The organism is Pseudomonas sp. SD17-1, from assembly GCF_029201585.1.
GTDB classification, from domain to species: Bacteria; Pseudomonadota; Gammaproteobacteria; order Pseudomonadales; family Pseudomonadaceae; genus Aquipseudomonas; species Aquipseudomonas palmensis.
The window spans coordinates 1,505,958-1,529,811 of the sequence record NZ_CP104044.1 but is presented as its reverse complement, the minus strand read 5'-3'; the positions used below and the strand labels follow the sequence as shown (position 1 = coordinate 1,529,811).

At 62.3% G+C, this 23,854-nt stretch carries 29 protein-coding genes and 1 pseudogene; 1 reads left to right on the top strand and 29 read right to left on the bottom strand.

Annotation, left to right across the window (positions count from 1 at the left end; all coding sequences use genetic code 11):
- Positions 1-177 precede the first annotated feature (177 nt).
- Positions 178-1,131, top strand: coding sequence for a hypothetical protein (locus tag N0B28_RS06945; protein ID WP_275731145.1), 954 nt, complete (start codon positions 178-180; stop codon positions 1,129-1,131).
- A gap of 20 nt (positions 1,132-1,151) precedes the next feature.
- Here N0B28_RS06945 and N0B28_RS06940 read toward each other — a convergent pair whose 3' ends face one another.
- The 29 genes and pseudogenes from N0B28_RS06940 to N0B28_RS06800 form a co-directional block, all read right to left on the bottom strand.
- Positions 1,152-1,607: a DUF2514 domain-containing protein gene (locus tag N0B28_RS06940; protein WP_238596482.1), complete on the bottom strand. Its 456-nt coding sequence runs from the start codon at positions 1,605-1,607 to the stop codon at positions 1,152-1,154.
- A gap of 38 nt (positions 1,608-1,645) precedes the next feature.
- On the bottom strand, positions 1,646-2,140 hold the full coding sequence (locus N0B28_RS06935; protein ID WP_078481881.1) for a glycoside hydrolase family 104 protein: 495 nt from the start codon (positions 2,138-2,140) through the stop codon (positions 1,646-1,648).
- 72 nt (positions 2,141-2,212) lie between these two features.
- Positions 2,213-2,641 carry a phage tail protein gene (locus tag N0B28_RS06930; RefSeq protein WP_275731142.1) on the bottom strand — a complete coding sequence of 143 codons (429 nt, stop codon included), beginning with the start codon at positions 2,639-2,641 and terminating at the stop codon, positions 2,213-2,215.
- A gap of 753 nt (positions 2,642-3,394) precedes the next feature.
- Positions 3,395-4,060: pseudogene (locus N0B28_RS26255) on the bottom strand (phage tail protein); the annotation flags it as partial.
- Between the two features lie 3 nt (positions 4,061-4,063).
- On the bottom strand, positions 4,064-4,654 hold the full coding sequence (locus N0B28_RS06920; protein ID WP_275732032.1) for a putative phage tail protein: 591 nt from the start codon (positions 4,652-4,654) through the stop codon (positions 4,064-4,066).
- On the bottom strand, positions 4,651-5,694 hold the full coding sequence (locus N0B28_RS06915; RefSeq protein WP_104571793.1) for a baseplate J/gp47 family protein: 1,044 nt from the start codon (positions 5,692-5,694) through the stop codon (positions 4,651-4,653). Before N0B28_RS06915 ends, N0B28_RS06920 begins: the two co-directional genes overlap by 4 nt.
- Positions 5,684-6,085 (bottom strand): phage GP46 family protein, encoded by a 402-nt coding sequence (locus N0B28_RS06910; protein ID WP_275731135.1) that lies wholly within the window; start codon positions 6,083-6,085, stop codon positions 5,684-5,686. Before N0B28_RS06910 ends, N0B28_RS06915 begins: the two co-directional genes overlap by 11 nt.
- 3 nt (positions 6,086-6,088) lie before the next feature.
- On the bottom strand, positions 6,089-6,622 hold the full coding sequence (locus N0B28_RS06905; protein WP_275731133.1) for a phage baseplate assembly protein V: 534 nt from the start codon (positions 6,620-6,622) through the stop codon (positions 6,089-6,091).
- Positions 6,619-7,731: a phage baseplate assembly protein gene (locus tag N0B28_RS06900; protein WP_275731130.1), complete on the bottom strand. Its 1,113-nt coding sequence runs from the start codon at positions 7,729-7,731 to the stop codon at positions 6,619-6,621. Before N0B28_RS06900 ends, N0B28_RS06905 begins: the two co-directional genes overlap by 4 nt.
- Positions 7,732-7,734: 3 nt before the next feature.
- A complete protein-coding gene (locus N0B28_RS06895; RefSeq protein WP_275731127.1) occupies positions 7,735-9,114 on the bottom strand; it encodes a DNA circularization N-terminal domain-containing protein in 1,380 nt (459 codons plus the stop codon).
- Between the two features lie 3 nt (positions 9,115-9,117).
- On the bottom strand, positions 9,118-11,238 hold the full coding sequence (locus N0B28_RS06890; protein ID WP_275731126.1) for a phage tail tape measure protein: 2,121 nt from the start codon (positions 11,236-11,238) through the stop codon (positions 9,118-9,120).
- Between the two features lie 216 nt (positions 11,239-11,454).
- The gene (locus N0B28_RS06885; protein WP_043863309.1) at positions 11,455-11,769 is read right to left on the bottom strand and encodes a phage tail assembly protein; all 315 of its coding nucleotides are present in this window, start codon (positions 11,767-11,769) and stop codon (positions 11,455-11,457) included.
- Positions 11,769-12,116 (bottom strand): phage tail tube protein, encoded by a 348-nt coding sequence (locus N0B28_RS06880; protein WP_275731092.1) that lies wholly within the window; start codon positions 12,114-12,116, stop codon positions 11,769-11,771. Before N0B28_RS06880 ends, N0B28_RS06885 begins: the two co-directional genes overlap by 1 nt.
- A gap of 56 nt (positions 12,117-12,172) precedes the next feature.
- Positions 12,173-13,672 carry a phage tail sheath subtilisin-like domain-containing protein gene (locus N0B28_RS06875; protein WP_275731090.1) on the bottom strand — a complete coding sequence of 500 codons (1,500 nt, stop codon included), beginning with the start codon at positions 13,670-13,672 and terminating at the stop codon, positions 12,173-12,175.
- The gene (locus N0B28_RS06870; RefSeq protein ID WP_275731087.1) at positions 13,669-13,848 is read right to left on the bottom strand and encodes a DUF2635 domain-containing protein; all 180 of its coding nucleotides are present in this window, start codon (positions 13,846-13,848) and stop codon (positions 13,669-13,671) included. The genes N0B28_RS06875 and N0B28_RS06870 overlap by 4 nt, the downstream gene beginning before the upstream one ends.
- A complete protein-coding gene (locus tag N0B28_RS06865; RefSeq protein WP_275731085.1) occupies positions 13,845-14,438 on the bottom strand; it encodes a hypothetical protein in 594 nt (197 codons plus the stop codon). The genes N0B28_RS06870 and N0B28_RS06865 overlap by 4 nt, the downstream gene beginning before the upstream one ends.
- 21 nt (positions 14,439-14,459) lie before the next feature.
- Positions 14,460-14,981, bottom strand: a complete 522-nt coding sequence (locus N0B28_RS06860) for a hypothetical protein (protein ID WP_275731082.1) — start codon at positions 14,979-14,981, stop codon at positions 14,460-14,462.
- Complete coding sequence (locus N0B28_RS06855) at positions 14,974-15,336, bottom strand: phage head closure protein (protein ID WP_275731079.1); 363 nt, start codon at positions 15,334-15,336, stop codon at positions 14,974-14,976. The genes N0B28_RS06860 and N0B28_RS06855 overlap by 8 nt, the downstream gene beginning before the upstream one ends.
- Before the next feature lie 2 nt (positions 15,337-15,338).
- Entirely contained in the window at positions 15,339-15,890 is a 552-nt protein-coding gene (locus N0B28_RS06850) for a hypothetical protein (protein ID WP_275731076.1), read from the bottom strand.
- 2 nt (positions 15,891-15,892) lie between these two features.
- Complete coding sequence (locus N0B28_RS06845) at positions 15,893-16,162, bottom strand: hypothetical protein (protein WP_275731073.1); 270 nt, start codon at positions 16,160-16,162, stop codon at positions 15,893-15,895.
- 46 nt (positions 16,163-16,208) lie between these two features.
- Complete coding sequence (locus tag N0B28_RS06840; RefSeq protein WP_275731070.1) at positions 16,209-17,531, bottom strand: phage major capsid protein; 1,323 nt, start codon at positions 17,529-17,531, stop codon at positions 16,209-16,211.
- A gap of 60 nt (positions 17,532-17,591) precedes the next feature.
- Positions 17,592-18,536, bottom strand: coding sequence for a S49 family peptidase (locus N0B28_RS06835; RefSeq protein ID WP_275731067.1), 945 nt, complete (start codon positions 18,534-18,536; stop codon positions 17,592-17,594).
- Positions 18,533-19,804, bottom strand: coding sequence for a phage portal protein (locus tag N0B28_RS06830; RefSeq protein WP_217975420.1), 1,272 nt, complete (start codon positions 19,802-19,804; stop codon positions 18,533-18,535). Before N0B28_RS06830 ends, N0B28_RS06835 begins: the two co-directional genes overlap by 4 nt.
- Before the next feature lie 2 nt (positions 19,805-19,806).
- Entirely contained in the window at positions 19,807-19,983 is a 177-nt protein-coding gene (locus tag N0B28_RS06825) for a hypothetical protein (RefSeq protein WP_275731061.1), read from the bottom strand.
- Complete coding sequence (locus N0B28_RS06820) at positions 19,980-21,812, bottom strand: terminase large subunit (RefSeq protein ID WP_275731059.1); 1,833 nt, start codon at positions 21,810-21,812, stop codon at positions 19,980-19,982. The genes N0B28_RS06825 and N0B28_RS06820 overlap by 4 nt, the downstream gene beginning before the upstream one ends.
- The gene (locus tag N0B28_RS06815) at positions 21,775-22,308 is read right to left on the bottom strand and encodes a phage terminase small subunit P27 family (RefSeq protein ID WP_275731057.1); all 534 of its coding nucleotides are present in this window, start codon (positions 22,306-22,308) and stop codon (positions 21,775-21,777) included. The genes N0B28_RS06820 and N0B28_RS06815 overlap by 38 nt, the downstream gene beginning before the upstream one ends.
- Before the next feature lie 148 nt (positions 22,309-22,456).
- Positions 22,457-22,825 (bottom strand): HNH endonuclease, encoded by a 369-nt coding sequence (locus N0B28_RS06810; protein WP_275731054.1) that lies wholly within the window; start codon positions 22,823-22,825, stop codon positions 22,457-22,459.
- Positions 22,809-23,156, bottom strand: coding sequence for a phage holin family protein (locus N0B28_RS06805; RefSeq protein WP_043863295.1), 348 nt, complete (start codon positions 23,154-23,156; stop codon positions 22,809-22,811). Before N0B28_RS06805 ends, N0B28_RS06810 begins: the two co-directional genes overlap by 17 nt.
- Before the next feature lie 204 nt (positions 23,157-23,360).
- Positions 23,361-23,819, bottom strand: a complete 459-nt coding sequence (locus N0B28_RS06800; RefSeq protein WP_275731052.1) for a hypothetical protein — start codon at positions 23,817-23,819, stop codon at positions 23,361-23,363.
- Between the last annotated feature and the right edge of the window lie 35 nt (positions 23,820-23,854).

Sequence of the window (23,854 nt, the reverse complement as noted above, 5' to 3'; positions counted from 1 at the left end):
ACCTCCTGGGCCGAGCTACCTGCTGCCTTCGCCTCGTGGTAGCACCGCATAGCTCTTGCGTCGTGATAGCATAAAAACATCATGATCCACTGCTAGCCGCCTGATACTTATACCATCGACATGGCTAGCCAGACACAACCAAACCGAAAATCAAGCCAACTCGGGAGTCATCTAAAGATGATCGACGACATTACAACAACAATCAAAGCACAACTTTACGACAGAGTAACCAGCCCACTATCAGGGGCATTCCTACTATCATGGGTAGTATGGAACTGGAAATTTATAACAATAGTTCTTTCAGACCTGAAGGCCCCAGTCAAACTAACCTACATTGACCTATATATATTTCCAAACACAACCACAATACTATCCCATGGAGTTTTGCTTCCACTAGTTTCAGCAATACTACTTTTGACTGTCTATCCGATACCCGCAAAGTGGTTTTATAAAATATCCCACAGACATAAAAAAACACTAAAAGGTGTACAGCAGTCGATTGAGGATGAAACGCCCATGACTCTCGAAGAAGCAGCTGACCTACGAAAAAGCTATAGAGCGGTGCAGTCTCAACATGAAAAAGATATCGCGACAAAGACAACTGAATTAGCCAGCACCAAAAACCTACAGAACCAACTTGAGATCTCTATAAATCAACTGAATGAGCAATTAAAATCCTCATCAATGCAAGTCGCGCAGCTTGAAGAAAGGGTATCATCTCTAGAAATAAAAAATGAGTCCCTGTCTTCTACAGTTGGCCGGCTCTCCCTATTTTTACGATCAATCTTACCCACCATCCACTTCAATCAAGAGGAGAAAAAACTAAATAGGCATAACCCTATAAGCTTAGCCGATAGTAAATATGAGAAAATAATCCCCCCTGCCACAGTGGCTGAAGACACTATAGAGCAAGCGCTTCAAATACACATCAGCAGGACTGGCATCTTTCAGCAGCACTCACCAAAAATATTCGCAGCAGGGGGTGTGATTTATCTGCAAACGAGCAAGATAAGCAGAGATTCATTCATAATTGGAAAATTTGACGCTAGCAACCCTACCCTTTCACTTGACCCTGCTTATACATTGTTGAGCCACCTCCACAAGGACGGCCCCCCTGCACAGCGAAGTTAGTAATCCGCAGTCTATACAGACTACTCATGGAGGAGTTCATAAGACCGCTGACATGCAAAGCCTGCTATCGTCGCTCGATCATATGCTTGCGCCAGCTCTCCCGCTCGAGCGTCAGCCCGTGCGAGCAGGTCGGAGAGCACCATTGCGGCGCGCGTGGCTGAATGGCCTCTTGCGGCAGCGGCGGAATCCGCGGCGCAGTTACTCGCAGAGCTGGCGTATCGCACGGTGGTGACGCGCAGCCGCTGGCTAGCAGCATCAGCACCAACAGCACCAACTGTTGCAACTTGTTCCTGTAGTCGAGCATTCGCCCTCACCTCTTCTAGCACCACAGCGCGGCGCTGCTCCTCATGTCGGGCCTGTTGCTCAGCAATGGCCCAGGCCTGTTTGTCGCCGGCATCGCGGGCAGACCACCTGTCCTGCCACTCGGCATCCATCGTCGTACGCCCGTGCTGATACGTGGCCCAGTACGACGCCACCACCACCAGCAGTGCAATCGCACGGTAGATCCGACCGTTCACGCCAACCTCCCGCCGGCGGCGATGTAGTGCGCCAGCAGGTCATCCAGCTTGCGCTCATGCTGCCCGTACCCAGCGCCCGGCAGGCTGGCCCAGATATTCCGGCACTTCGTGATTGCGGCCTGAATGCGGCCGGCGTGCACGTCCGCCAGGGCGCCACGCTCCTTGATCAGGTGCAGGGCCAGCTTGTCTTGGCTGGTGGGCCCGAAGTCAGGCAGCTTGAGTAGGTCGCGGTAATGGGGCCAGTAGCGCTGGAGTTGCTGGTACCGGCCAGCGGCCGTGGACTTCAGGCCCTTGTTGTTCACGGTCACCAGCACGCCAGGGTGGGTGCTGTAGGTCTTGAAGGTGTTCGGGCTGTCGATGCCGCCAACCACCACGTCATATCCGTCGTCGCGGGTGTGCTTGCTGATCGACGTACCTTCGGACCATGCCAACATATCGAGGAAAGCGAGCGCATTCTTGCTGCCCGCCAGGGAGTCGGAAATTCGAGCCATGCGTTTCTCCAGGCAATAAAAAGCCCGCTCAAGGCGGGCTCAGGAAAGAAAAAGCCCCGTCAGTGCGGGGCTTTATGGGGTCAAGTCGGCCAACCAGGTCGGAGGCACAGGGCGGTGCTCGATGCCGGGGAACAGCTCCGACTGGGGCCAGTCGCGAAGCTGCTGGATGTAGAGCAGTAGAGCCATGAACTGATCAGGCTCCAGCGTTGTGGGAAGGCCAAGCTCCTGCTGGTCGCGGTGGCGGTCGCGTAGACCCGCAGCGCGCAGCATCACGCCATCCCGCCAGATGCGCTCTTGCTCCTCGACCACAGCAGCAGGCGCCGGCGGCGCTGCCTGAAACGATATGGCGCCCCCCTCACAGACAATCACCTGCCCATCAGCCCGAGCGGCAATAATCTGACCGCGAAGTTCGGTGCTGACTTTGACGATGCCTGCGGGCAGGTCCGTACCATGGATAACAGTGTCCAGAAACCCGCCAGTTGCGGGGTTGTAATAGATCATGTGCCAGGCCTCCTAGCGGCCGATAACGAAACCAATGACGCTCTGCACGCCTTTCGATGCTTGCGCTGCGTTGAAGACTGAAAGGTTCATGCCGGTGGAGTTCATCCCGTTGGGCGTCACCACCATGCCCACCTCTGAGGCTGTTGCGCCGGTGGCAATTCCCCACGGCACCATCGGCCCCACAGGAAACGTCAGGGGCCAGGTCAGTGTTTTAGTTACAAAGCCACCCGATGCGAGGCTGGGAATGGAGCCAGCATTGACCCACTGAAGAATCCACCCCCCCATCCAGCTCGGGAGCGCGATGTACCCCGTACCGTCGAACTGCACCGAAAACCCGTTGCGCAGCTTCTTCGGCGTGACAAAAGTTGTGTCATCGTTGCCGGCATTCGTTGCTGACTGCCCGGCGACCTTTGCCCAGCCGAACGCGGTTTCCGTAGCTTGCGACACAAAGCTGGTGAACGCCCTGAAGACCCCCAGTGGTGTCATCCACTTAGTGTCGCTTGCCCCCGCCTCGGCCTCAGCCTGCGTGGCTTTGTTCGCCACATTAACCGCATCGGTAATGCCGTACCCGGCGAGCGTGGTTGCTTTGTTCACCTTATCCAGCAGTGCATTGGACATAGCCGCCAGTGCGTTGGCCGTGGTGGCTGAGAAATTTGGGTTATTCCCAATCGCACTTGCAAGTTTTTTCAGCGTGTCCAGCGAGGACGGCGCTTCCGCAACCAGCGCCGATATAGCCACCTGAATTGCCTCAGTGGATTCGATTTTGGTGATCGCGTCGAGAATGCCGAAACCCTGTAGGGTTGTTGGGTTGGCACCGCTTCTGACATGACCGTAGGCATCTACAGAGACCTTGAAGTAGGGCCCGGGAACCACGCCCGTTTTACCTCCTGCCTGTTCAAATACCAGGGCCGTCGCGCCGAGAACGGGCGGCGTGGTGTTCGACAACTGCCACGATGTGCCTGCGTTTCGCGTGCCAGCCTGCACCGGCACCAGGTGGCCAGGGGCACACTCAATACTCTCATCGGCATCCTTCGCACGCACCCACGCCCCTGCGGCGGCGGTGTAGATCCAGTTCTGTGCAGCGTTGGCCTGGTTCTTGACCAGGACGCGATCCCCGGCCACCAGGGCAACATCGTCAATAGTCTGCAGGCCGCTCAGCGCGATAGCCCCCGTGGTGGCCACCCGCACCGACTTCTTGACATCCGACGCGGCGATAGACAGAACCGCAGACAGCAACTGACTGACATTGGCCTCGTCGGGCACCATGCCGGCGCCCTTGATAACGTTCAGCACTTCCTGGGTGATCGCGTCGCCCCAGGCGGCCGGGATCAATGAGCCGATTTGCCCCGTGACCGGATTCTCATCGACAAAGTGCCCGTCCACCAAACCGATGTTGGGCACGCTCTTGGGATAGTCCATCCACTACTCTCCATACTTGATAAATTCGATGGCGTGCGCAGGTGCGCCACGCCGCAAGACACACTCCAGGGCGCCGCTCGGGTTGCCCCCGAACTGCTCGCCGAAGTACGACACACCGAAGCGCCGCCCCAGGCGGCGCCGGGGTCCCGTGTCGAGCGTCCACATGAACTGCGCGACCCATGTACCGAAGTGCGCCGCACCGAAGTGTGAGCGGCCAAAGCGCGGCGCCCGGTGCTCAATCACGCGGGCATACGGGTAGCCCTGCCCGATGGCCAGCTCGACGAAGTACGCGGGCGACTGCCCGCCGACCTCGACCAGGCGCCGGCGCACGGCCAACTGCCGATCCTCGAACTTGGGCGAATCGCCCAAGCAGGGGTCGGGCAGGTCCATTACCCGCTCCCAATCCGGTACCAGCTCGCGCACGGTGTACGGGTCTGACTCGGCCAGCAGGTCGGCGGCGCGCATGTCTTCCTTGGCCAGCAGTTCGGCACCCACCTGCAGCAGCTCGTCCAGCCCCGGGTTGAACTCCCGGTCCCATGCCGGCCCAGGCGGCAGCAGCAGGCGCAGCTGCGCGTGGTAGGCCTCGGCGGTCATGATCGCCACAGCACACCCCCGTAGGTCAGCAACTGGTTGGCAGCGGCCGAGACGTTGCCGGACGGGCTGATAACGTCGTGATCGCGCTCGCCCGTGGCGCCGCTGATGGCCTCGCGAATATGCGACAGCAGCAGCTCGGCGCCCAGGGCGGATTCACGGTTGTGCAGATCGATCAGCGCACCCTCAACGGCACGGCGCACGGCGCTGCTGTCGGGGGTGATTTTCAGTTCGTACTGCACCGGCTTTTCCGCCGGCGGCAACACGTACAGCTCGGCAGTCACCGGCCGTTCTTTCTCGATGTAAGCCCGCACCAGGTCGCACGCGGCCGGGCTGGGGATCGGGTCGACGTCGCTGTCACGCATGAAGAACACCGCGACCGTGCCCGGCCCCATCCAGTGCCGCACGACCCAGGCCCGGGTGACCCCGGCCACCTCCAGCGCCCAGGTCACGTAATCGCTTTGGCTGCCGCCGTGGGGAATCACACGATACGAACGAAGCACACGGGCGCGCAGGGCCTCAATGCTCTCCTGGGCCACCCCGCCCTGCAGGCCGGGCGCATCGACGGTGACCGTCTCTTTCACGCCCAGCACCGGCGAGACGAAGCGCAGCACGGTGCCCGCCGGGGTGTTGCCCAGCGGGCCGGCGTCCAGGGCTTCAAGCTTGGCGGTACCGCTCGCGCCGGTCAGGGTGACCGTGGTCGTCACACGAAAGCGCACGCCGTCGTCACGCTGCAGCAGCGTGCCGGCATCGAGCAACGCCGAGACCGCGCCGGCGAATGTCCCGGTACCGGTGCTGACTACCGCCTCCAGCCGGCCACGCTTCAAGCGCGCCTGCGCCATGCGCAGCAAGGTTTCTTCGTCCGCCGTGTCCGGCAAAATCTGGTCGGCAATGTAGGCCTGATGCCCGTAGCGCCCATACGACGCGGCAGCCAGCACGCGGGCCAGCACCTCGGCGTCAGAGCGCAGCAGCGCACTGGAGCCCGCCAGGCGCGACAGCTCGGTGCTGATCAGCTCGGGCAGGCTCGGGGTATTAAACGGCATTAATCACCTGCCATAGGTTGTCGAGTTGCAGATTGATGGTTCGCCCGTCTCGCAACGTGAGCACCACCCCCATGTTCAAGCGGTCGATACCCCGGGCCACCGTTACCGTAACGGCGGTGACCCGACCGTCATCGAGCATCCAAGCCAGCGCTTCCCGGGCGAAGGCCTCGGCCTCCTGTAGCGTGGCGTCGGTCAGCTTGCGCCGGCGCAACTGCCACAGCCGCGACCCGATACGGTCGTCGGCCTGGCTGGGGAAACTGTCGCCCCACCAGCCGAAGCGTTCGGCGTCGTCTAGGCGGTCATCGGCGCCGGCGCGGCGCCAGGTCAACAAGCTGATCACCGCTGCCCGCTGCCAGGCCGTGGCGGTTTCGTCGCCTTCAATCAGTGCCATGCGCTACCCCTTGACCGGTTTCTTGTCCGAGCCTTCGTGTACGTGCAGCGACGTGCTAACGCCGGCGGCGACCTGTTCCCCGACCGACTCGATACGGCCGGTGGTGCTGATCAGCGGCGTGTCGAACTCGACCGCCGTGGTGGCCTTGATGCGCATGACTGGGGTATCAATCGCGACCGCCGTGTCGGCCTTGATGTTCAGGGTCAAGGTCTCAATCGCGATTTCGCGGCCGCGCTTGAAGTGCAGAAAATCGCCCTCGTCGGTGTACAGGGCGACCTCGCCGGTCTTGAGCGCCTGCAGGCGAAAGCGCCGGTCGGCCACCACGACCACGATGCCGTGTGATCGATCACCGCCGACGAACACCGCCACCGCTTCGGCCCCGGGGTGTGGGTTGGACGTGAGCCCATAGGGCTCGAAATGCTCCATGCCGTCTTTCACCTCGTCGGCGTTCAGGCGCATCTGCAGGCCCTGCATCTTGCCGTCAGGGTTGACCAGGGCCAGTTCGCCCCGGGCTATCACGTTGTTGCTCGGTTTCATGTGCCTGGCTTCCAGTCGGCGGGAATGAGGTATTCGAAGTTGTCGGCCTTACCGCCCTTCTTGAGCTTGCGCGTGCTGTGCGGGTCTTTTGGCTCAGGGTCGAAGGCATCCGGCGGCGCCACGGTCAGGTTGGCCACCGTGCCGCCTTCGTCCAGGCTGTATTCGATTTCGCTGATCAGCATGTCGCGGTCGATGCCGATCAGCGGATCGACCACGCGCACGATCATGTTTGGCAGCCATAAGGCGCCGTTGGACTGCCTCCAGCCCTGCACCTTGTAATTCAGGGTCAGGGCCTTACCCATGCGGTTGCCGCGCTCCCAGTTGGCCCGGGCGGCGGCCAGGTCCGGGGTCATCTGCCCGCTTTCGTGAATCACCAGCACGCGCTTGCGTGCGGCACGCGGATCAGTCACAGCGGCCTGTACCTCCGAGGCCTTGGCCCCAAAGGCGTCATCCGTACCCGAACGCTGGCCGGTCACCTTGTAGTCCGAGAACACCCCGGAAAAGTCGAGCGCCGCATCACCGGTCAGGATGTTTTGCCCCAGCTCCAGACGGTCAACCGCGCGGCCGGCTGACCCTGGGCGAATGATCACCAGCCGCCCCCTCGTGTCGTCCGTTGACAGCAGCCGCGATAGGGTCAGCAAGCGGTCGATGGATTCGAATACCGTCTCCCCGGGCTCGATGGCGTGCTCGGCCAGCTTCGACGTTTCCGCCACCTGGCTGAAGACCCGCACACCGTAGGGCCAGGCCAGGGCCTGCACGATTTGGTGCACGGTCTGGCCCTTCCACTGCCCGGGCTTGTTGATCGCCGAGCAGTCCACCAGGTCAGCGGTCAGCGACCGCCCTTGAATCGAGCGCGTCACCTGTTTGCTGTCGTAGCTGACCGGCGTGCCGAAGATATAGCCCGTCAGGGCCAGGTCATCGCCGATCTTGACCACACAGTGATCGCCCTGGCGGATCGGGATTTCATCCGCCTGGCCGGGCCACCGCCAGGTCACGTCAAGTTTGAAGTCCCGGCTCTGTCGCTCGATGCCGGCGCTGATGCTGACTTTCTTCCAGCCGCGATAATCCAGGCCGTTCACGCTCAGCGTGACAGCGTTTTGTTGATCCATGGGTTACTCCTGGGCGACCTGCAGCACCCCGGCCGGCAGAAACCCGGGGTGCTTCACTTTGTTACGGGTAACGATTTCGCCGGCGCGGGATGCGTCAGCGAACAACTGATAAGCCAGCACCACCGCCGGCAGGCTTTCTTTGCGCTCAACCTCGACCAGGCGCACACCGGCGCCGGCCACGGCTGTCAGGTGATCCCGGACGCGCTTGCGCACTGCCTCCAGCAGTTGGAAGTGCTCATGCGTGGCCACCAGCGATGCCGACCACAGCGCATCGCTGATTGCCTCGCGCAGCGCGATCACGTCCGCCGCAACCGGCACCTGCGGCCGATCAATCGGCGCCGACACCTGCTGCACTAGACCCGGTACCCCGGGCAGCGCCGCCGGCGCCGACACAACAGGCATCGACGCGGCAACGCGCAAGGCCTGCACGATCAGCGCGTCACGCATCAACTCGCGCGCCGCCTGTACCACGGCAGCCGTGGCCAGGCCACCGTCAGGATTGACGGCTGCAGCACTGTCCAGCAGCTCGCCGTTCAAACCCTGGGCAAGTTCGATTTGGTTGGTAATGTCGCGTGACGCCGACACAAAGCTGCTGAATCCCGGTTCGGTGCCTGTAAGACGCGCCACGGTGCGCGCAAACTCCGGGTCAGCCTCGACCCCGGTTGCGCCCGAACCGCCCCCAGAGGGGCCCCAGCGGTAGCCAGACGACCGGTTGCTACCGCCGACACTGGCGAACTGGGCGCGAATCATCGCCGCGAAGTTGCCCGGGGCGTTGATCAGCATGTCGGCCAGCACCTCGACCGACGACACCAACCCCAGCACTTGGCCCAGCTCGCGCTGGATGGCCATCTGAATGCCGGCAATCCCGTTCTGCAGGGCCACCACGGCCAGCCGGGCCTTGTTGACCACGGCCATTGCTGCCTTGTAGCGAGCAATGGCCGACTCAAGCAGGCTTTCCGAATCGTCTTCCAGCTGGCTGGCCGGGTTGGGCACCCCGACCGGGTAGCCCTTCTCGCCGGCTTCGATGAACTCCAGTTCAAAGCGCACCAGGCCGCCCTCGCGGCGTTCGTGCGACACGTCGCAGGCCTCGCCCGGGGTGACCGTCATGCGCCCGAACCACGGGTGCACCAGCTCGCCAGAGCCCGGTTGGTTCAGCGCATGCAGCAGGTTGTCACGTTGAAACAGGCAATCTTCGCCGACGACAAACGCCGTCATCTGGACTACCCGAGTCTTCGCGCCCATGTCTTCCACCAGCGGCTTATCGCGCTGGGGGTATTCATGCAACTGCGTGCGCCGGCCGACCGGCGTTGAATCACTCTCGACAAAGAACGGCACCCCACGAAATGATGCCGGTTGCCGCTTCTCCCGCCATGTTCCCGACATTTATCACGTTCTCCCCAGTGAGCGATAACCCACGCTCGGCGTGACCGATAGCCCGGGCTGGTTGGTTTGCGCTGGGTTGACGACCATGCCCGGCGGGGCATTGTCGAAGCGCACGACCATCGAGCCCTGCAGCTCGGTTTTCGAAGCCGCGGCTGTTTGCTGAACCAGCGAACCGCGCGCCGTTGGCAGGCTGCCGCCCGGGGTTGCCCCAGGCAGCGGCCGACCACGCGCCGCGTCCCGGGCCAGCGCTTCGGCCTTGGTCGTCACCGGCACAGCGGCCGGCTTGGCCAGCGACTGCGCGGCCGCTGCAGACTGCACCGCGCTGGTCGGTACCGACGGCACGGCCATCAACGGCACCCGCCCATCATTCGCCGGCGAACGCATCATGCTGGCCACCGTCGTCGCCTCGGGCAGCAGCTGGGGCATCGGCGCAATCGGCTTAACCAGCCGACCCTTGTTCGCCTCGGCCTGTTCGTTACGCGCCTTCTGCTCCTCGGTCCAGGCGTTGACCTTATCGGTCGCGCCCTTGACCACACCGTCACCGTCCGAGCTGAAGCCAAGGAACTTCATCATCGGCTCAATGATCGGTTTGAGCTTGTCCCACAGGCCTTTAAAGAATCCGGTAATCGGCTCCCAGTGCTTGAGGATGATGCCCAGCGGCGACCAGTCGAACAGGGTTTTCATGAAGTCCAGGAACGGCACCGAAAGGGCTTTGATCAGTTCCCACACCGCGCCGAAGAACTCAGTGATCGGCCCCCAGTTGGCGACGATCATGCCGAGCGGGGTCCAGCTGAAAGCCTGTTTCATCCAGCCCCATACGGCCATCGCCGGGCCCTTCACCATGTCCCAGACCTTGGCGAAGTACGGCCCCACCGTTGACCAGTTGCCGATCAAAAGGCCGGCGGCCAAGGCGATACCCCGCACAACCAAGCCAATGGGGCTCATGCTGGCCACCGCGTTCATCAGCGTGAGCGCGCCGGTTGCGGCGGCCGTGGCCAGGCGCAGCACCGTAAAGCCCACAGCGGCGCCGAGAATGCCCTTGATCAGCCACGGGTGTGCGCCGGCCAGCTCGGTCACGTTGCTGATGATCGGCCCCACCGTGGCCATGAAGTCGTTGAACGGCGGCAACAGCGCCGTACCGACTGTGATACCCAAGCGGGTTACCCGGTTCTGCAGCAGTTGCAGGCCGTTTTCCGTGGTAGCCGCCCGGGCCGTGTACTCGTCCTGCATCGACCCGGCAAAGTCGCCTTCCTTGCCCACTGACCTGAAGTTCTTCTGCAGCGTGTCCAGGTTCGTCAGCAACGGCGCGATGGCCCCTACCGATTCCTTGCCGAACAGGCTGGTGAGCACCGCCGCCTGCTTGGCCTTATCGACCTTGGCCAGCGTCTTGAGTACGCGGGTCATGGTCCCTTCGCTGTCGGTCTGCATGCCCTGGGCGATTTCGTTCGCGTCCAGACGCAACGCCTTGTAGGCCTCGCGCTGCGACTTGGTGGCCGCGTTGCCGGCGGTCATCGTGAGCATGAAGTTCTTGATACCCGTCGCGGCCACGTCCTGGGCGATACCCACCCCAGCCAATGCCGAGCCCATCGCCGCCAGTTGCCCGGCGTTGACCCCCGCCACCTCGCCCAGCGGGCCGATGGCGGTCACGATGGCCGAGATTTGCGCCGTGCTGGCCGCACCAGTGTTGCCCAGGTAGTTGATCTTGTCGGCCAGGGTGACCACTTCGTCTTGGCTCATGTGAAACGCGGTGCGCCACTTGGCCATCATTTCCCCGGACTGCGCGGCGGTCTGGTCGAACGCCACGCCCATCTTTACCGCGTCTTCGGCGAACTTGTTCAGTTCCTCCCGGGCAATGCCCGACTGTCCACCTGCTGCGACGATTTGTGCGATGCCATCGGCCGCCATCGGCAGCCGCTCGGACAAGTCGAGCACGTCATTGCTCATCGCCTTGAACTGCTCGGGCGTGTCGAAGTTAACGACCTTCTTCACGTCGGCCATTGCGCTTTCAAACTTCATCGCCGCCTGAACGCCCATGACAAAGGGGGCCGCGATGGCCCCCCCTTGCACTGCATCCATGAACGTGATCTTGCCCAAGCCCGAGCTGTTCAACTGCTTGCGCAGCATCGCCGCGTTTTTGCGTACACCGGTCATCACCGGCGACAGCTTGTCAACGCCGGTAATCAGCGCCTTGAGCTGGAACTTATCCGCCATTGCTGCCCCCCGCTAACGCTTGAATCCGCCAGGCGTTTTCCTCACTTTCGAACAGCACGTCGAGCGGCCATTCCTTGACCTGCTCCGGGCTGGTTTTCCAGTACCAGGCCAGGTCGTAGGCCAGCTCGGTCAGGTGCTCGGGGCTTCGGAATCGGGGGCCTTCGTCGCCGGAGTAAGGAAAAAACCGATCACCATCCACACCAGGGTGTTCAGGTCGGACAGGTCCAGCTGGTTGACCGAGCCCGGCGGGATACCGGCGCACACAGCGATGTACTTGGCCGCCACTTCCACCTCAGCAACCGGTTGATTGGATTCGCCCAGGACATAGGGAAGCATCTTGATAGCGCGTACTTCCTGGGTGGTGGGGCGGCGCAGCGTCAGTTCGTTCAGCGTTTCGCCGTGTGCCTGAATCGGTGCGCTCAACGTGTGAGTAGTGGTGCTCATTATTGCCAGTCCCCTGCGATGCCTTCGAAATTGAGTGAAACCTTGCCGTCGTCACCGGTGACGTTCACGTCGTCGACCAGGTACGCGCCGGACAGCACATAGCTGCGCCCGGTCTTGAACTCGACTGTCACGGTCATGTTGATGCCGTTGGTCAGTTTGGTGATGGGGAAACCCGGCGTCATCACTGCATCAAGCTTGACGAACGGGGCACGGTCTTCCTCCTTGAAATAGCCAGTAACAACGGTTTCGCGCTTGACCTTGGACAGCGGCGCCTCGACGCCGCCCGTGAGTACTAGTTGCTCGCCATCGACCTTGACGTAGCAGGTACCTGCGACTTTCTGACCCATAAAAGGGCTCCCATGAAAAAGCCCGCACTAGGCGGGCCGGGGTGGATTGATGCGGGTTACGCCGCGTCGGGGTACTGCAGGCGGAACTGGTACAGCAGCGCGAACACGCGCAACTGGTTGACCAGATCCGGCGGGAACAGCACGTTCAGCCGGTTCGGGTTGGTCGCGTCACGCTCGACCACCAGGTGCTCCTTGAACGCCTCGATGTTCTCGACGATGCCGGCGCGCTCCAGCTCGCCATACGCCGCGATCAGTTCGCCCCGGATCACAATCGGCGTGACGATGGCCGCGCCGGCGCCGAAGCTGGTCCCGTCGTTGGCCAGCTTGCTGCGCCCGTATTTGCTGGTGATACGGCTTTGCAGGTTGCGGATCACATACGCAGACTGGTGCAGCGGCTCGCTGTCCAGGTAAGAGTCATCCGCCTGGCCAAACGCATTGCGCTGGTAGGTGGTGATACCCCGCTGAATGCGGTAGCTGCCGCCCTCGTAGTACGCCGTGGCAATGCCGTTCATCAGCAACGATTGCCGCTCGGTGAGCATGAAGCGGCTGCTGGCCGGCGCCGGATCGATGCCGGGCAGCGTGCCGGTTTGCGTCGGCCGGGCTGGGTCGGCGCTGATGAACACGGCGGTGCGTGCGGCGTACTGCGCGGCGATCTCCCAGACCGGCTGGGGAACGCCGCGCTCGAACCCGTGAATCGTCATGTGCGGGTCATTGCGCGCCCGACCGGCCGCCACCAGCTCGCCCAGGGTGCCGCGCTTGGCGGTGTACACATGGCCATAGAGTTGCTTGGCCCAGGACCAGCGGCCGGCCGTGTCTTCCATGGTGACTTTCCAGGCGTCCAGGGTCGCCACGTCGCTCCAGGGCTGGGTGATGAACTCGAAAGGCTCATCACCCAGGGCGGCCAGCGCGGCGGCCATGTCGGGGCTGCCAACGCCGCCCGTCATCACGGACGCCACCAGCGTCAGCCCGGCCGGGGTTTCCTCCCCGTTGGTGCGGCCCAGGCGGTTCAGCTCGACACGAATGTCGTTGCCCAGGTCGCCTTTGAACTTGGCCAGCAAGGTCACCACGCCCGCCTCCACGGTCGCCGTGACCGGCAGATCGAGCGCGGCATTGATGCTGGCCGCGACAGCGGTGGCCACCGCCTCGGCTGACATACCCAGGGTGACGGTGGTACGCACGCGCTTGCCAGCCACGTACAGATTGACCAGGCCGGCCGCCGACGGTGTGCCCGTTACGGTAACGGTAGCCGTGGCCGCCGTGCCTTCGGTCACCTGCAGCGGCAGACACCAGACCTCGCCGGCGATATCGATGGCGCGGTGTTTCTCGTACATCGCGGCCAGCATCGAGCCGGTACCGCCGATGGCGGTGGCTTCGGCCTGGCGCGACACCAGCACCAGGTTGCCGACCTCTTCGCTGTCTACACCGTCGTTGACCTGGCCCACCAGCAGCCGGCGCAGCGCGGCGCCGGCATTGCTGTTGGCCATCGAGTTATCGACCTCGGCGTAGAACAGCGGCACGCGCAGGTCGGACGGAATGTTGCTGAAACCGATGCTCATGGCTTGGTCACCCTCGCTTTTTTGGGTTCGACGACAACCGCGTCGCCATCAGCCAGGCGGCGCTGCCACCAGGCGTTATGGGGCACCTTGGCCCCTTCGTCGGGCAGCAGCTCGCCGCCCTTCTCCGGCATCGGGCAAACACGCCCCGGGGCCGGTTTCAGGTGAATCAGGGTCATTGAGGTAGATCCTCTCGGGTTTTGAATTCGACACGGCCGTCAGGGCCCGACTGCGCGACGTTGCGGTCGACCAGGGGGTCGATGAAGTCGAACGAGATATCGAGCCCCTGCAGAGCGGGCAGGCCGTCCACTTCGTGCTCGTACCATGTTTCAGCCGGGTCGCTGTCGTTGCTGCGTCCCAACTGGAACTCGGCACTGAAGCTGTAGCGGTAGACCACCCGAGCCCTGCTGATGAAAATCAGTGCACCACCGCCATAGGTGACCTGGTCGTACTCAGGCTCAGGCTTCCACCCCACCAGCGCACGCCAGAGATCAGCCCTTAAAACGTGCAGGTCGTGCACAGCCTCCTGGCCGCGCTCGTCCGACGTGTCGAGCACGACAATGACGTCGAAACCGTCAGAGATAACCTGACGGATACCAGTTCTCAGATCGTTGGGTTCGGCCTCATCATCAGAGGCGATGACATACGCCGACGGGTGTTTCAGGTTGGAGCTGGTCGCGACGGCGTCCCAATCGATCCCTGCGGCAATCCTGCCCCCAAAGACAGGGCACCAGGTACGCAGATGCGCGACGATCACATTCAGTCTCATCGTGGTTTCCGTGTGTAGGGGTTAACTCAATGCGTCAGCGAAGGCCACCGCCAGCAGGCGCTGCACCTGTGAACTTGAGTCCTGCAGCGCATCCGCCATGTAGTTGTCACGCGGCGTGATACGCCACTCGCCAGAAGCCCGGGCAGCGAGCGCTTGAGCGCGAACGCCCTTCGCCCGACGATTCGACTTCCCGACTCCCGCGCCCGGGGCCAGCTTCCCGAGGCGCCGCCCCTGCTTTACGCCGTAATGCAGATAGGCGGGGTAGTAGGCCTTCATTGCACCGGTCTTGGTCGGGGCCACTCGGACCAGAAAGCCGGAGCGCGATACTTTGGCCTTGATGGAATCGAGCGTGGCGCCGGTGCGACTCACCGGGTAGCCATCCCGGCCACCGCCCAGGGCGAGGTTCATTTGGGCCTTCTGCATGACCAGCCGACCTGCCTTGCGCATGCCAGCACGGATCTTCTTGCGGTCGAAGGCATCGCGCTCAAAGCTATCGAAGCCTTCAAAATGCACGTAGCCATCGAGAGAGGCGCTGTTAGCCATACACGCCACCTCCTGCCCGCACGTGCCCCAACTCCTCGACCTCAAGCACCGTGAAACGATGCGTGCCATTCAGATCCGCGACACGCCGGACCCGGTAGAGCTTGGAGCCGTGCACGACTTCGTGATCGTCCGTGATGCCGTCAAGGAATCGCAGCGTAATACGGTGCGTGACCTTCGCTTCGAGCTGCACACTGGCGCTGTAGGCAGCGGCCCCCACAGGGACAATGCTGGCCCAGCGGCGTTTTTCATCCGTGAAAACCGAGTCGATGCCATTGTCTGGGGCAGGCAAATCGGAGCGTAGACGTATGGTGATACGCCGGTTCAACTCACCGGCAGATGGTTCTCTCAGTGCCATGGCTAGAACCTCGGGGGCACGCTGACCTCAGCCAGCAGATGATCCAGAAAGGTCGACGGCAGCTCAGTAAGCGCCTGCCCCACAACGAGCATGCCGCGATGGGTATAGGCCGTTTCGGCTGCCATCAACAGCCAACTGCGAACACCGGGGTAAGCGTCAAGATCAACCCCGGCCCGGTACCGGATGCGCAGCGGACCTGCAGGCCGACCATCAGGGAAGATCAGATAGCTCTCGCGCCCGCCCTGGTGAACCTGCACAGGGCCGGTGTACAGCTCAACCGCACCGGTGGCAGCCAGCAAGTGCACCGATTCGATCTCGGTGGCCTGCCCCACATCCAGTGCATGCCCCGAAGGAAACTGACTGGGCCAGTCCTCTTCGTACAAGGCGCCACGGATAGCGGCGCCCGTCTTTGACTCGGCTTGCGCAGTCACGCCGGGGATGATGATCAGGTCGATCAGCTCGGGCTGCAGATCTTCGGGTTCAAGTCGGCACTGAAATGCCACCTGGTCCAACGTCAGCACGGGCGCCCCCGTGTAGGCGATGCGACGCGCCATGATCAGGGCTTGTCTTCGTCGTCATTCTCATCATCACCGTCAGCATCCGTATTAGGCAGGGAGCCTGCCAACGGGCCGGGCTGGGCAGGCGCCTTGGTCGCTGCGACCCCCTTGCCCTTTCCGCCTCCCGACTTGCCCGACTTTTTGCCTTCGTACAGCTGAGCACGGCCACCATCGACCAGCGACTGCGCCAGATCCTCTTCGAAGCCAGCCACTTCACCTTTGCCATAACCGCGCCAAGACCCGGTGAACTCAACAATTACCTGTGCCATAACCTTCCATCCAGTTGAGTGGCCCCGGACCATCCGGGGCCAGGGATTACATGCCTGCGCCCCATTTCACGGCGACCGCTACCACGATGCTCTCGACGTGACGCGGGCCGAAGTCGTGCTTGGCGATCACGCGCAGCAGCGTCTGGTCGCGCTGGAAAGCACTGACCAGATCGCCATTGGAGTCCTTGTAGGAAGCCTCGTTGCTGAAGCTCAGGGTCAAGTCCATGTCTTCGCCGATCATGCAATCCGCGAAGTTGACGAAGTAGATTTCGGTCTCGTTGCCGTCGGCGCCCAGGTTCACCGGGATCTGGTTGCTCAGACCCACTGGGTAGCCCTTGAGCATGCCGGTATCAATCTCCGCATAAGCCCGGTTCCCGTTGCCGTCACGCAACGATTGCAACCAACGCAGTACACGCGGCGCCATCAACCAGCCGCACGACTTCATCATTACGTTCGCCGTTTCCAGGCGCAGCATCATGCCGCCCAGGAACAGATCAATCTTTTCCAGGGTCAGGCCATCCACAGCCGGGGCCGGCAGGATGTTGTAAGGCAACGCCCAGTGACGCATGCCTTTGGGCAGCGAGCCGGAACCGTCGGCGCGAATGAAGTGCAGATCCTCCGACAAGCCCATGCTGACGGTCAGGTCGTTGAGCACTAACCCATCGATACGCGGGTTAACCCCGCTCATGGCCAACAGATCGTTGGAGATCGGCACGATGGCGGCGGCCTTCTTCGCCGACAGCTTGGTGTCACTGAACGTCATACCGGTGATCGGGATATCACTGTCGCTGCCGATGTACGTCACTACGGTGTTGCCGGTGATACGCGGCTGGGTGAGGTTGCCATTGTTCAGCGGCAGGCTGGTAACGCCCATCTTGCGGACAATGGATACCGGTCGCAGCGACTCGATTACGTCGGTGGCGAAGTTCTGCGGCACCAGAACCCCACCAGCACCTGGTGTCACGACGCTCAGCGCCATGTGGACATCTGCCGGGAAACCGCCCTCCTTGGCCATCTGGGCAGCCGTCTGCTGGTTGCCTTGGGCAGCGGCCAGCAGGCGCGCCATCTGCGCCATGCCGGTACCGGGTTTGGATTTTTCGCTGAATGGGCCGGAGACTCGGCCTTGAGGCGGACCGGTAACACCCTGGGCAGACTCGTTGACCGGTACCGCGCTCGCGGCCGCCAGTTGTTCCGCCGACTCTGCGCGGCCGATCTTGGCAGTCAACTCATTGATCTGGGTTTCCAGGGTGGTGAACTGGCTCAGCTGCTCGGCAGTCAGGCTACCGCCGCCCGCTTCGATCTGGGCAAGCGCCTGGACCTGGGCAACCAGTTGGGCGCGGTCGTTACGCATTTGAAGTACAAGGGACATGGTGCCTCCTGGGCATAAAAAAACCCGCACTGGGCGGGTCGACTGCTACCGCGAAAGCGGTCAATTAAGGGTTTGCATACTCAGCGCTGCAGCGCGCAGGCCGATGCGGCCGGGCTGCCTCGTTGCGCGGTTCAGCGCAACAGCGCGTGAAAGCTCATCGACTGCATGCTGTGGGCTCTGCAGGCGGTCGGCCAAGCCGACGTTGATCGCCGTCTGACCTCGGAAAAGACCAGCCTCGGTGGCAATGACCTGCTGTACTGAAAGGCCGCGATAGTCAGCCACTGCACTGACAAACATCTGATAGCTCTCCTGCACCAGCTCGTTGAGGAAGCGCAGCGACTGTTCGGTCAGTGGTTCATGTGGCGACAGGTCGTTTTTGTGCGCCCCGGCGAACACCGTGGTCACCTTGACACCCTTGTCCTCCTGCATCTTGGAGCGGTCCATATGGCTGGCAATCACCCCGATGGACCCGACTCCGCTGGTCTGGCTGACAACCAGCTCGCTGCAGGCAGAACCGAGCAGGTAGCCGCCGCTGTAGGCCATGAAGTTGACCAGCCCGGTGATAGGCTTCTGCTGAGTCATTGCCCGAATGTCGGCGGCCAGTTCGAAGGCGCCTACCGCTGAGCCACCTGGGCTGTCGATGTCGAGCACGATGCGCTCCACCGTCGGGTCAGCCACAGCGCGCTGCAGTTGGCTGCGCAGCCCTTCGTAACTGGTCATCGTCTCGCACATGCTCAGGTGGCTACCCCGGCTGACCAGCACCCCGCTCACCGGCACAATCTCAATGCCGGTCTGGGCAATCGCCGTGCGGCGCTGTTCATCTGCCAGCGCCACGCGATCAATCGGGTCGTCTTTCCACAGCTCGGCCGCACCGCCGCCGAGGTTGACGATGTTCAGGCTCATCGCCTGGTTGGCCCAGCGCATGCCCAGGTCGAGCATGTCCGGGGTCACCAGCAGGGGTTGATTGAACAGCAGGCTGGACGCCCGCAGGTACGTTCGACTCATTGGGCCAGCATCCTTTCGATTTCGGCGTGCTGCAGCTCCAGCTGCGCCCGCACTTGTGGATTGTTGAGGTCGGGAGGCGTTTTGCCGGCATCGACCATGTTCAGCGGCTGCAGGTAGATATCACCACCAGGTACGGGCGGCATGTTCTCGAGCCGGCGAATATCGTTGACGCTCAACCAGCCCCACTGGCGCCCGATGGCGTAGGCCTCATACCGACTTTTCTGGTCACCGCGCAGCAACCCGGAAAGGTTGAACTCGATGAAGTATTCGCGCCGGTCCGAAGGCAGCAGGAAGTCGCGCATCATCGCCTGCTCATGCCGCTTGACCCACGGCAGCAACGCGAAGATCACGAACTGAATCATCAGTTGCTCAAGCGTGTTGTAGTTGGACTTCTCCAGGTCGTTGACCATCGGCAGGGGGATCTTGTAGATCCGGGCAATGTCGGTACCCGTCAACTTGAGGATGCCCACAATCTCGGCATCGACGTTGCTCATGGATACCGGCTTGAACGTCATGCCCTCCTGCAGCAGCGCGACCTTCTTGGCGTTGTCCATGCCGCCGAACTTCTGGCCCCATTGATCGACGATCTTGTCGATGCTGCCCTGATCCTTGATGGCCGGTGCTTCGCGGGGGCGTTCGATCACACCGGACACCGCGACACCGTTGGCGAAGCTTTTGCCCGTGTACTGGCGCACGGCTTGAGCCAACCCGACCGCATCCGCGTGCAGCTCAATCGGCGACAACCCCACGTAGGGGTTGGTACCGAACCAACGGACGTGGTGAACCATGCGCATTGGCACCACATCACCGCCGGCAATACGGTAGCAAGGCAACATGTCGGCGCCTTTGAGCACCTGCACCTGGTCGTTGTGCAACGCCCACAGTGCTGTGATGTTGCCGTCATCCCGTCGGTCGATGAAGCTGAACGAGTTGCCACGCAACCCGGCAGCGCCCTGTTGCCGCTCACGAAACTCGAAAGGCGTCTGAAAGCCGTTGGGCGCGTAGCGCAGCACGTCATACGCTGGATGGTTGATCGCCGGTTCACGCTGGCCCTTGTCCTGCCGCCGGTACAGCTCCAGCGGCAGTTGGGCCACCGTCTCGGCCAACAGGGTCAGGCAGTTCTGCAGGATGGGCAGGCCAAGTGCACTTTCCGGGGTCACTGGCGCGCCCGACGAGCTGCGACCACGGCCGATCAACCCGCGCCAAAACCCGCTGTCCGGGTTGGTGAGGGTGCCCGCGCCAGAAGCACGGACGCTGGAAAAGAACATGCTCAACCCTCCCCGGCCGTGGCCTGCACCGCAGAAGCGCGGTCAGCAAGCCACGACCAGAAAAGCAAACCACCCCCGGCAACCATCAAGCCAGCGGGCAGTGATACCAGGATCACGCCGGTGACCAGCAGGGCGAAGCCCAGCAGGCCGGCGAGCCAGGATAGGTACAACAGTTTCATATGCCGACCCCTTTGTCGTAGACAGATTCACCACTCTCGGCACCGATGGCACCACTGATACCGACCGCGATAAGCGCCGCAACAATGCCGTCGATGCGGCCGATGGCTTTGGATTTGTCGACCTTGCGGTTGTTGGCCGGGTCCGAGACGATCACAGCGTTGCCCGCGCACCAGGTCATGACCGGGTTGTCGTCGTGCAGCAGTGTCTCCACCACCTCCTCGGCCTCGGCGGGCGCCTCCAGCACCTCGTAATCCTCGGGCCCAAGATCGATTACGTCCGCGTCCTCGACCTTGCGACCCAGCAAGCGGCGTTCGAACTCGTCCACGGCCGGGCCCATGTCCTTGAAGCCCTGACCGAACGGCATCAGCTCCGGCAGCGCAATGTCGTGTTCACTCATCAGTTGCAACAGGTCTTCGATACGCCAGCGGTCATAGCCGATGCGGCGCACGTCGAAAAAGTCGCAGATGGTGCGCATGCGCCGCAGCACATGCAGTTTGCTGATAGCCCGCCCCGGCGTGGTCTCAAGGTGCTTGTCCTTGATCCACAACGCATAGGGCACCTTGTCGCGCTTCTCCCGCCCCAGTAGATCGTCGTCGGGGATCCAGAAGTACGACAGGGAACGCCAGTGCGGGTCGTGGGGGACCGGGCTGAACATCAGGACAAAAGCCGTGAGGTCGGTGGTACTGGACAGGTCGAGCCCTCCCACACAAGCCCGCTCGCGCAACACCTTCATGCGCACACGGTCAGCGGCCTGGCTCCAGATCTCCCAGGACAACCAGGGCGACGTGGCCTGCGTCCATTCGCAGAAGTTGAGGCGGCGCACCACCGCTTCCTTGGCGGGCAGGCCCCGTGCTTCCTGCACCTGCTCGCGCAAATACTTGCGGCCCGGAATGCCGTCTGTCTGGCCCTCCAGGATGAAGTCCAGCGAAGGGTTCACTTTTGGCCAACAGGCCTCATCCTTGAACGGGTCTTCGCCCTCATCCAACGAGCAGATGAAGGCGAAGAACGCTTCGTTTTCCTCTTGCCCTGCACACACCCGCACACCGTGGTCATGGTACTGACCGCAGGTCGACTTCTTGTCTGACCCGCTGTTGGTGATCATTGCGATCAAGGCGCGCCGCCGGAACTTGGTACCGGCACGCATCATGTTCACGGCGCTAGCGTTCTTGTGCTCGTGCAGCTCATCGATCAACGCGATGTGCGGTCGCGGGCCCGATTGGCCTTCATCCGAACTGATCGGCCGGAAGAAGCTGTTGGTGTTCGGGTAGAACAGGTTCCAGACCTTTTCGTCGCGGCCCGACTGGACCAATCGACTAGCCAGGTGGCTGGACATGTTCACCATACTCACCGCATCACGGAACAGGATCTGAGCCTGGTCCTTTTTGGTCGCTGCCGCGTAAATCTCGGCACGCTGCTCACCGTCAGAAACAAGGCCGTACAGACCGATACCCGCCACCAAAGGCGACTTGCCCGAGCCCTTTGCCGTTTCGATATAGGCCATCCGAAAGCGGCGGTAGCCATCATCGCTGTACCAGCCGAACAAGCTGCCGACGACGAATGCCTGCCATGGCGCCAGGATGAACGGCAGACCTTCATAGTCACCGCCGTTCAAACACAGCACGTCTTCGAAAAAGCCGATGGCCCGGGCAGCGGCGTCTGCGTTCCAGATCAACCCTCTGGCACCACCTTCTTCCAGATCCCGCAGATGCCGCCGTGCAGCGTTGCGGACGTTCGGCCCGGCAACAAGCTTGCCGCCCAGGACGGCATCGGCGAATGCCTTTACTCGGCATTCAGTTGAAATACTGGGCAGCTGCGTCTCGTTGGTCATTTGGGAATAACTCACCTTGCGGGGCCGCCGACGCCCTCATGTTGCGGCGTGCCAATGGCGACAAACCGAACTGGGCCGCTGCCGCGTTGGCACGCTTCTCGGCATCGTTGGCCAGTTGCCGCAGCACATGGGTCTGCTGGGCACCGGTCTTGAAGGTCTGGACTTCGCCGCCCAGGCCATCGAGAGATTCGCTGTTGCGCGTGGCGATCAGCCGCTGAAACCGGACCCAATCGGCGTAGGCCTGGCAGTAGGACGCCAGCGCCATCAGGTCCAGGTTCGACACCCAGCCCAGTGCAATCAGCGCCGGCACCAGGCGCTCCCACTCAGCAACCGCTTCACCGGCCAGGAACTCCGGCATTGGCGGTGCATTCACCGGAACAACCGGATCCTTCACCGCGTCGATCAAGCTGCCCAAGTTCCTTTTGCTTCGGTTGCCGTTGAGCACATGCACGGCCGCCGGCAACGGCGGGCGCCCGGAATTTCCATTCCCAGCCATGGGACTACCTCCTAGTCTGATACCCCCCCTCCTCCATATTTCCCGTCTTTGCGAAGAGAGGGGGGCAAGCGGTCAAGAAGAGGGTCGGAAAAATGTTTTTCACCCCCCCTACCCCTGCCCGCCTGGGCAAATGGCCCAGCGCGCCAGATCAGCGGCGATTCCAATGGTGGTTGGGATCGAGGGGAATGCCGGTTGCCGTGCAACCCGCCAGACGGCCGCTTCGTTCAAGCCGCTGTTTGGTCGAGTCGTGGCAAAGCTTGCAGAGTGGCTGCCAGTTGCCCTGATCCCAGAACAACTTCCATGCAGCCTTGATCCGGTCCGGCTCGCCTGATGCCTTGGCATCCATCAACCGGGGTGGGGTCTTGTGGTCGACCAGCGACGCCGGCACGGGGCGGACGTCGGTGGAGCACATCGAACAGAACGGGTTCAGCGCCAGGAACGCATCCCGAGATTGCCGCCAGCGGTGGCCGTAACCACGGGATGCGCTGCTGCCGCGTCGATCACTGACCTTGGCCATTGTTGGTCGGGCTCACATCACATACGCCCAAACGCTTGGCGGCCCAGCGTTCGTATAGACCGATGGCAACATCAGCACCGGCCATTGCGGTCAAACAACCGACAGCCGCTGACGCCCAGATCGACACACCCATCGAATACATCAGCATGTTGGTCGAGAGCCCGCACACGATGCAGGCGCCCGAGCGCAGCGCGATGCGCCGCACCAACCCCCAGCCACGAGCGCCCGCCTTGTCAGCCCTCCACATCTCACCTGATACACCACCAAGCAGAGACAGTACGATCACCATCCATAGCGGCATTTCGATTAACGCTTGTTGCTCATTGGTCATGCTGGCCTCATCGGTAGAAAGCACGGCTCCGGAAAAAGAAAACCCCGCCGGATGGCAGGGTTCTCGGTGCGCCGATTGCTCGGTGCGGGCTTGCACAGCACAGTGCTTGGGGAAGCGCCGAAGCGCAATTTGCAGATCGTGGTGACTTTTTACCCTCGGACTGAAAGACCGAAAAGAGGCAATTTTCGGTCATTCGCTTCGACGCTACTTCGACGCAACTTTGGCACCAGTTGAGCGCATACCAACTCGACGAACGGTATGGGTGCGCTCGGGGGCAGCCCGCACCAGCAGGATACGCATCACCTGAAGGTGCAGCGCCTTGACCCAGTTGAAGTAGGTACGCTCAGCACCCTCAGCCAATCCCACTTCCTGCATCTGCTCACGGATGCTCAGCGCGTGCAGGTAACGGCAGTGCGCAAGGTGGGCGAGTACCTTGCCGCGTGCATCCCGCCGATCCAGCTCGGCCAGGGCCGCGTCGACCTCTGCCGCAATGTGATCCAGTCCCGCACCACCAACCAGGATTCGCGTGCCAGGGGTGCCACGCGGTGCGTTGCCCTTCCATTCCATGATGCTGCCCATCTGGCTGCCCAAGCCGGCGCCAAGGCCGAGCTGGTTGCGCTGCTCCGCCCAATGCTGCAACAGGCCATCAACGTCCTTCAGCACGGGGCAACCTCCCCCGAAAACCGTACCCAACACAA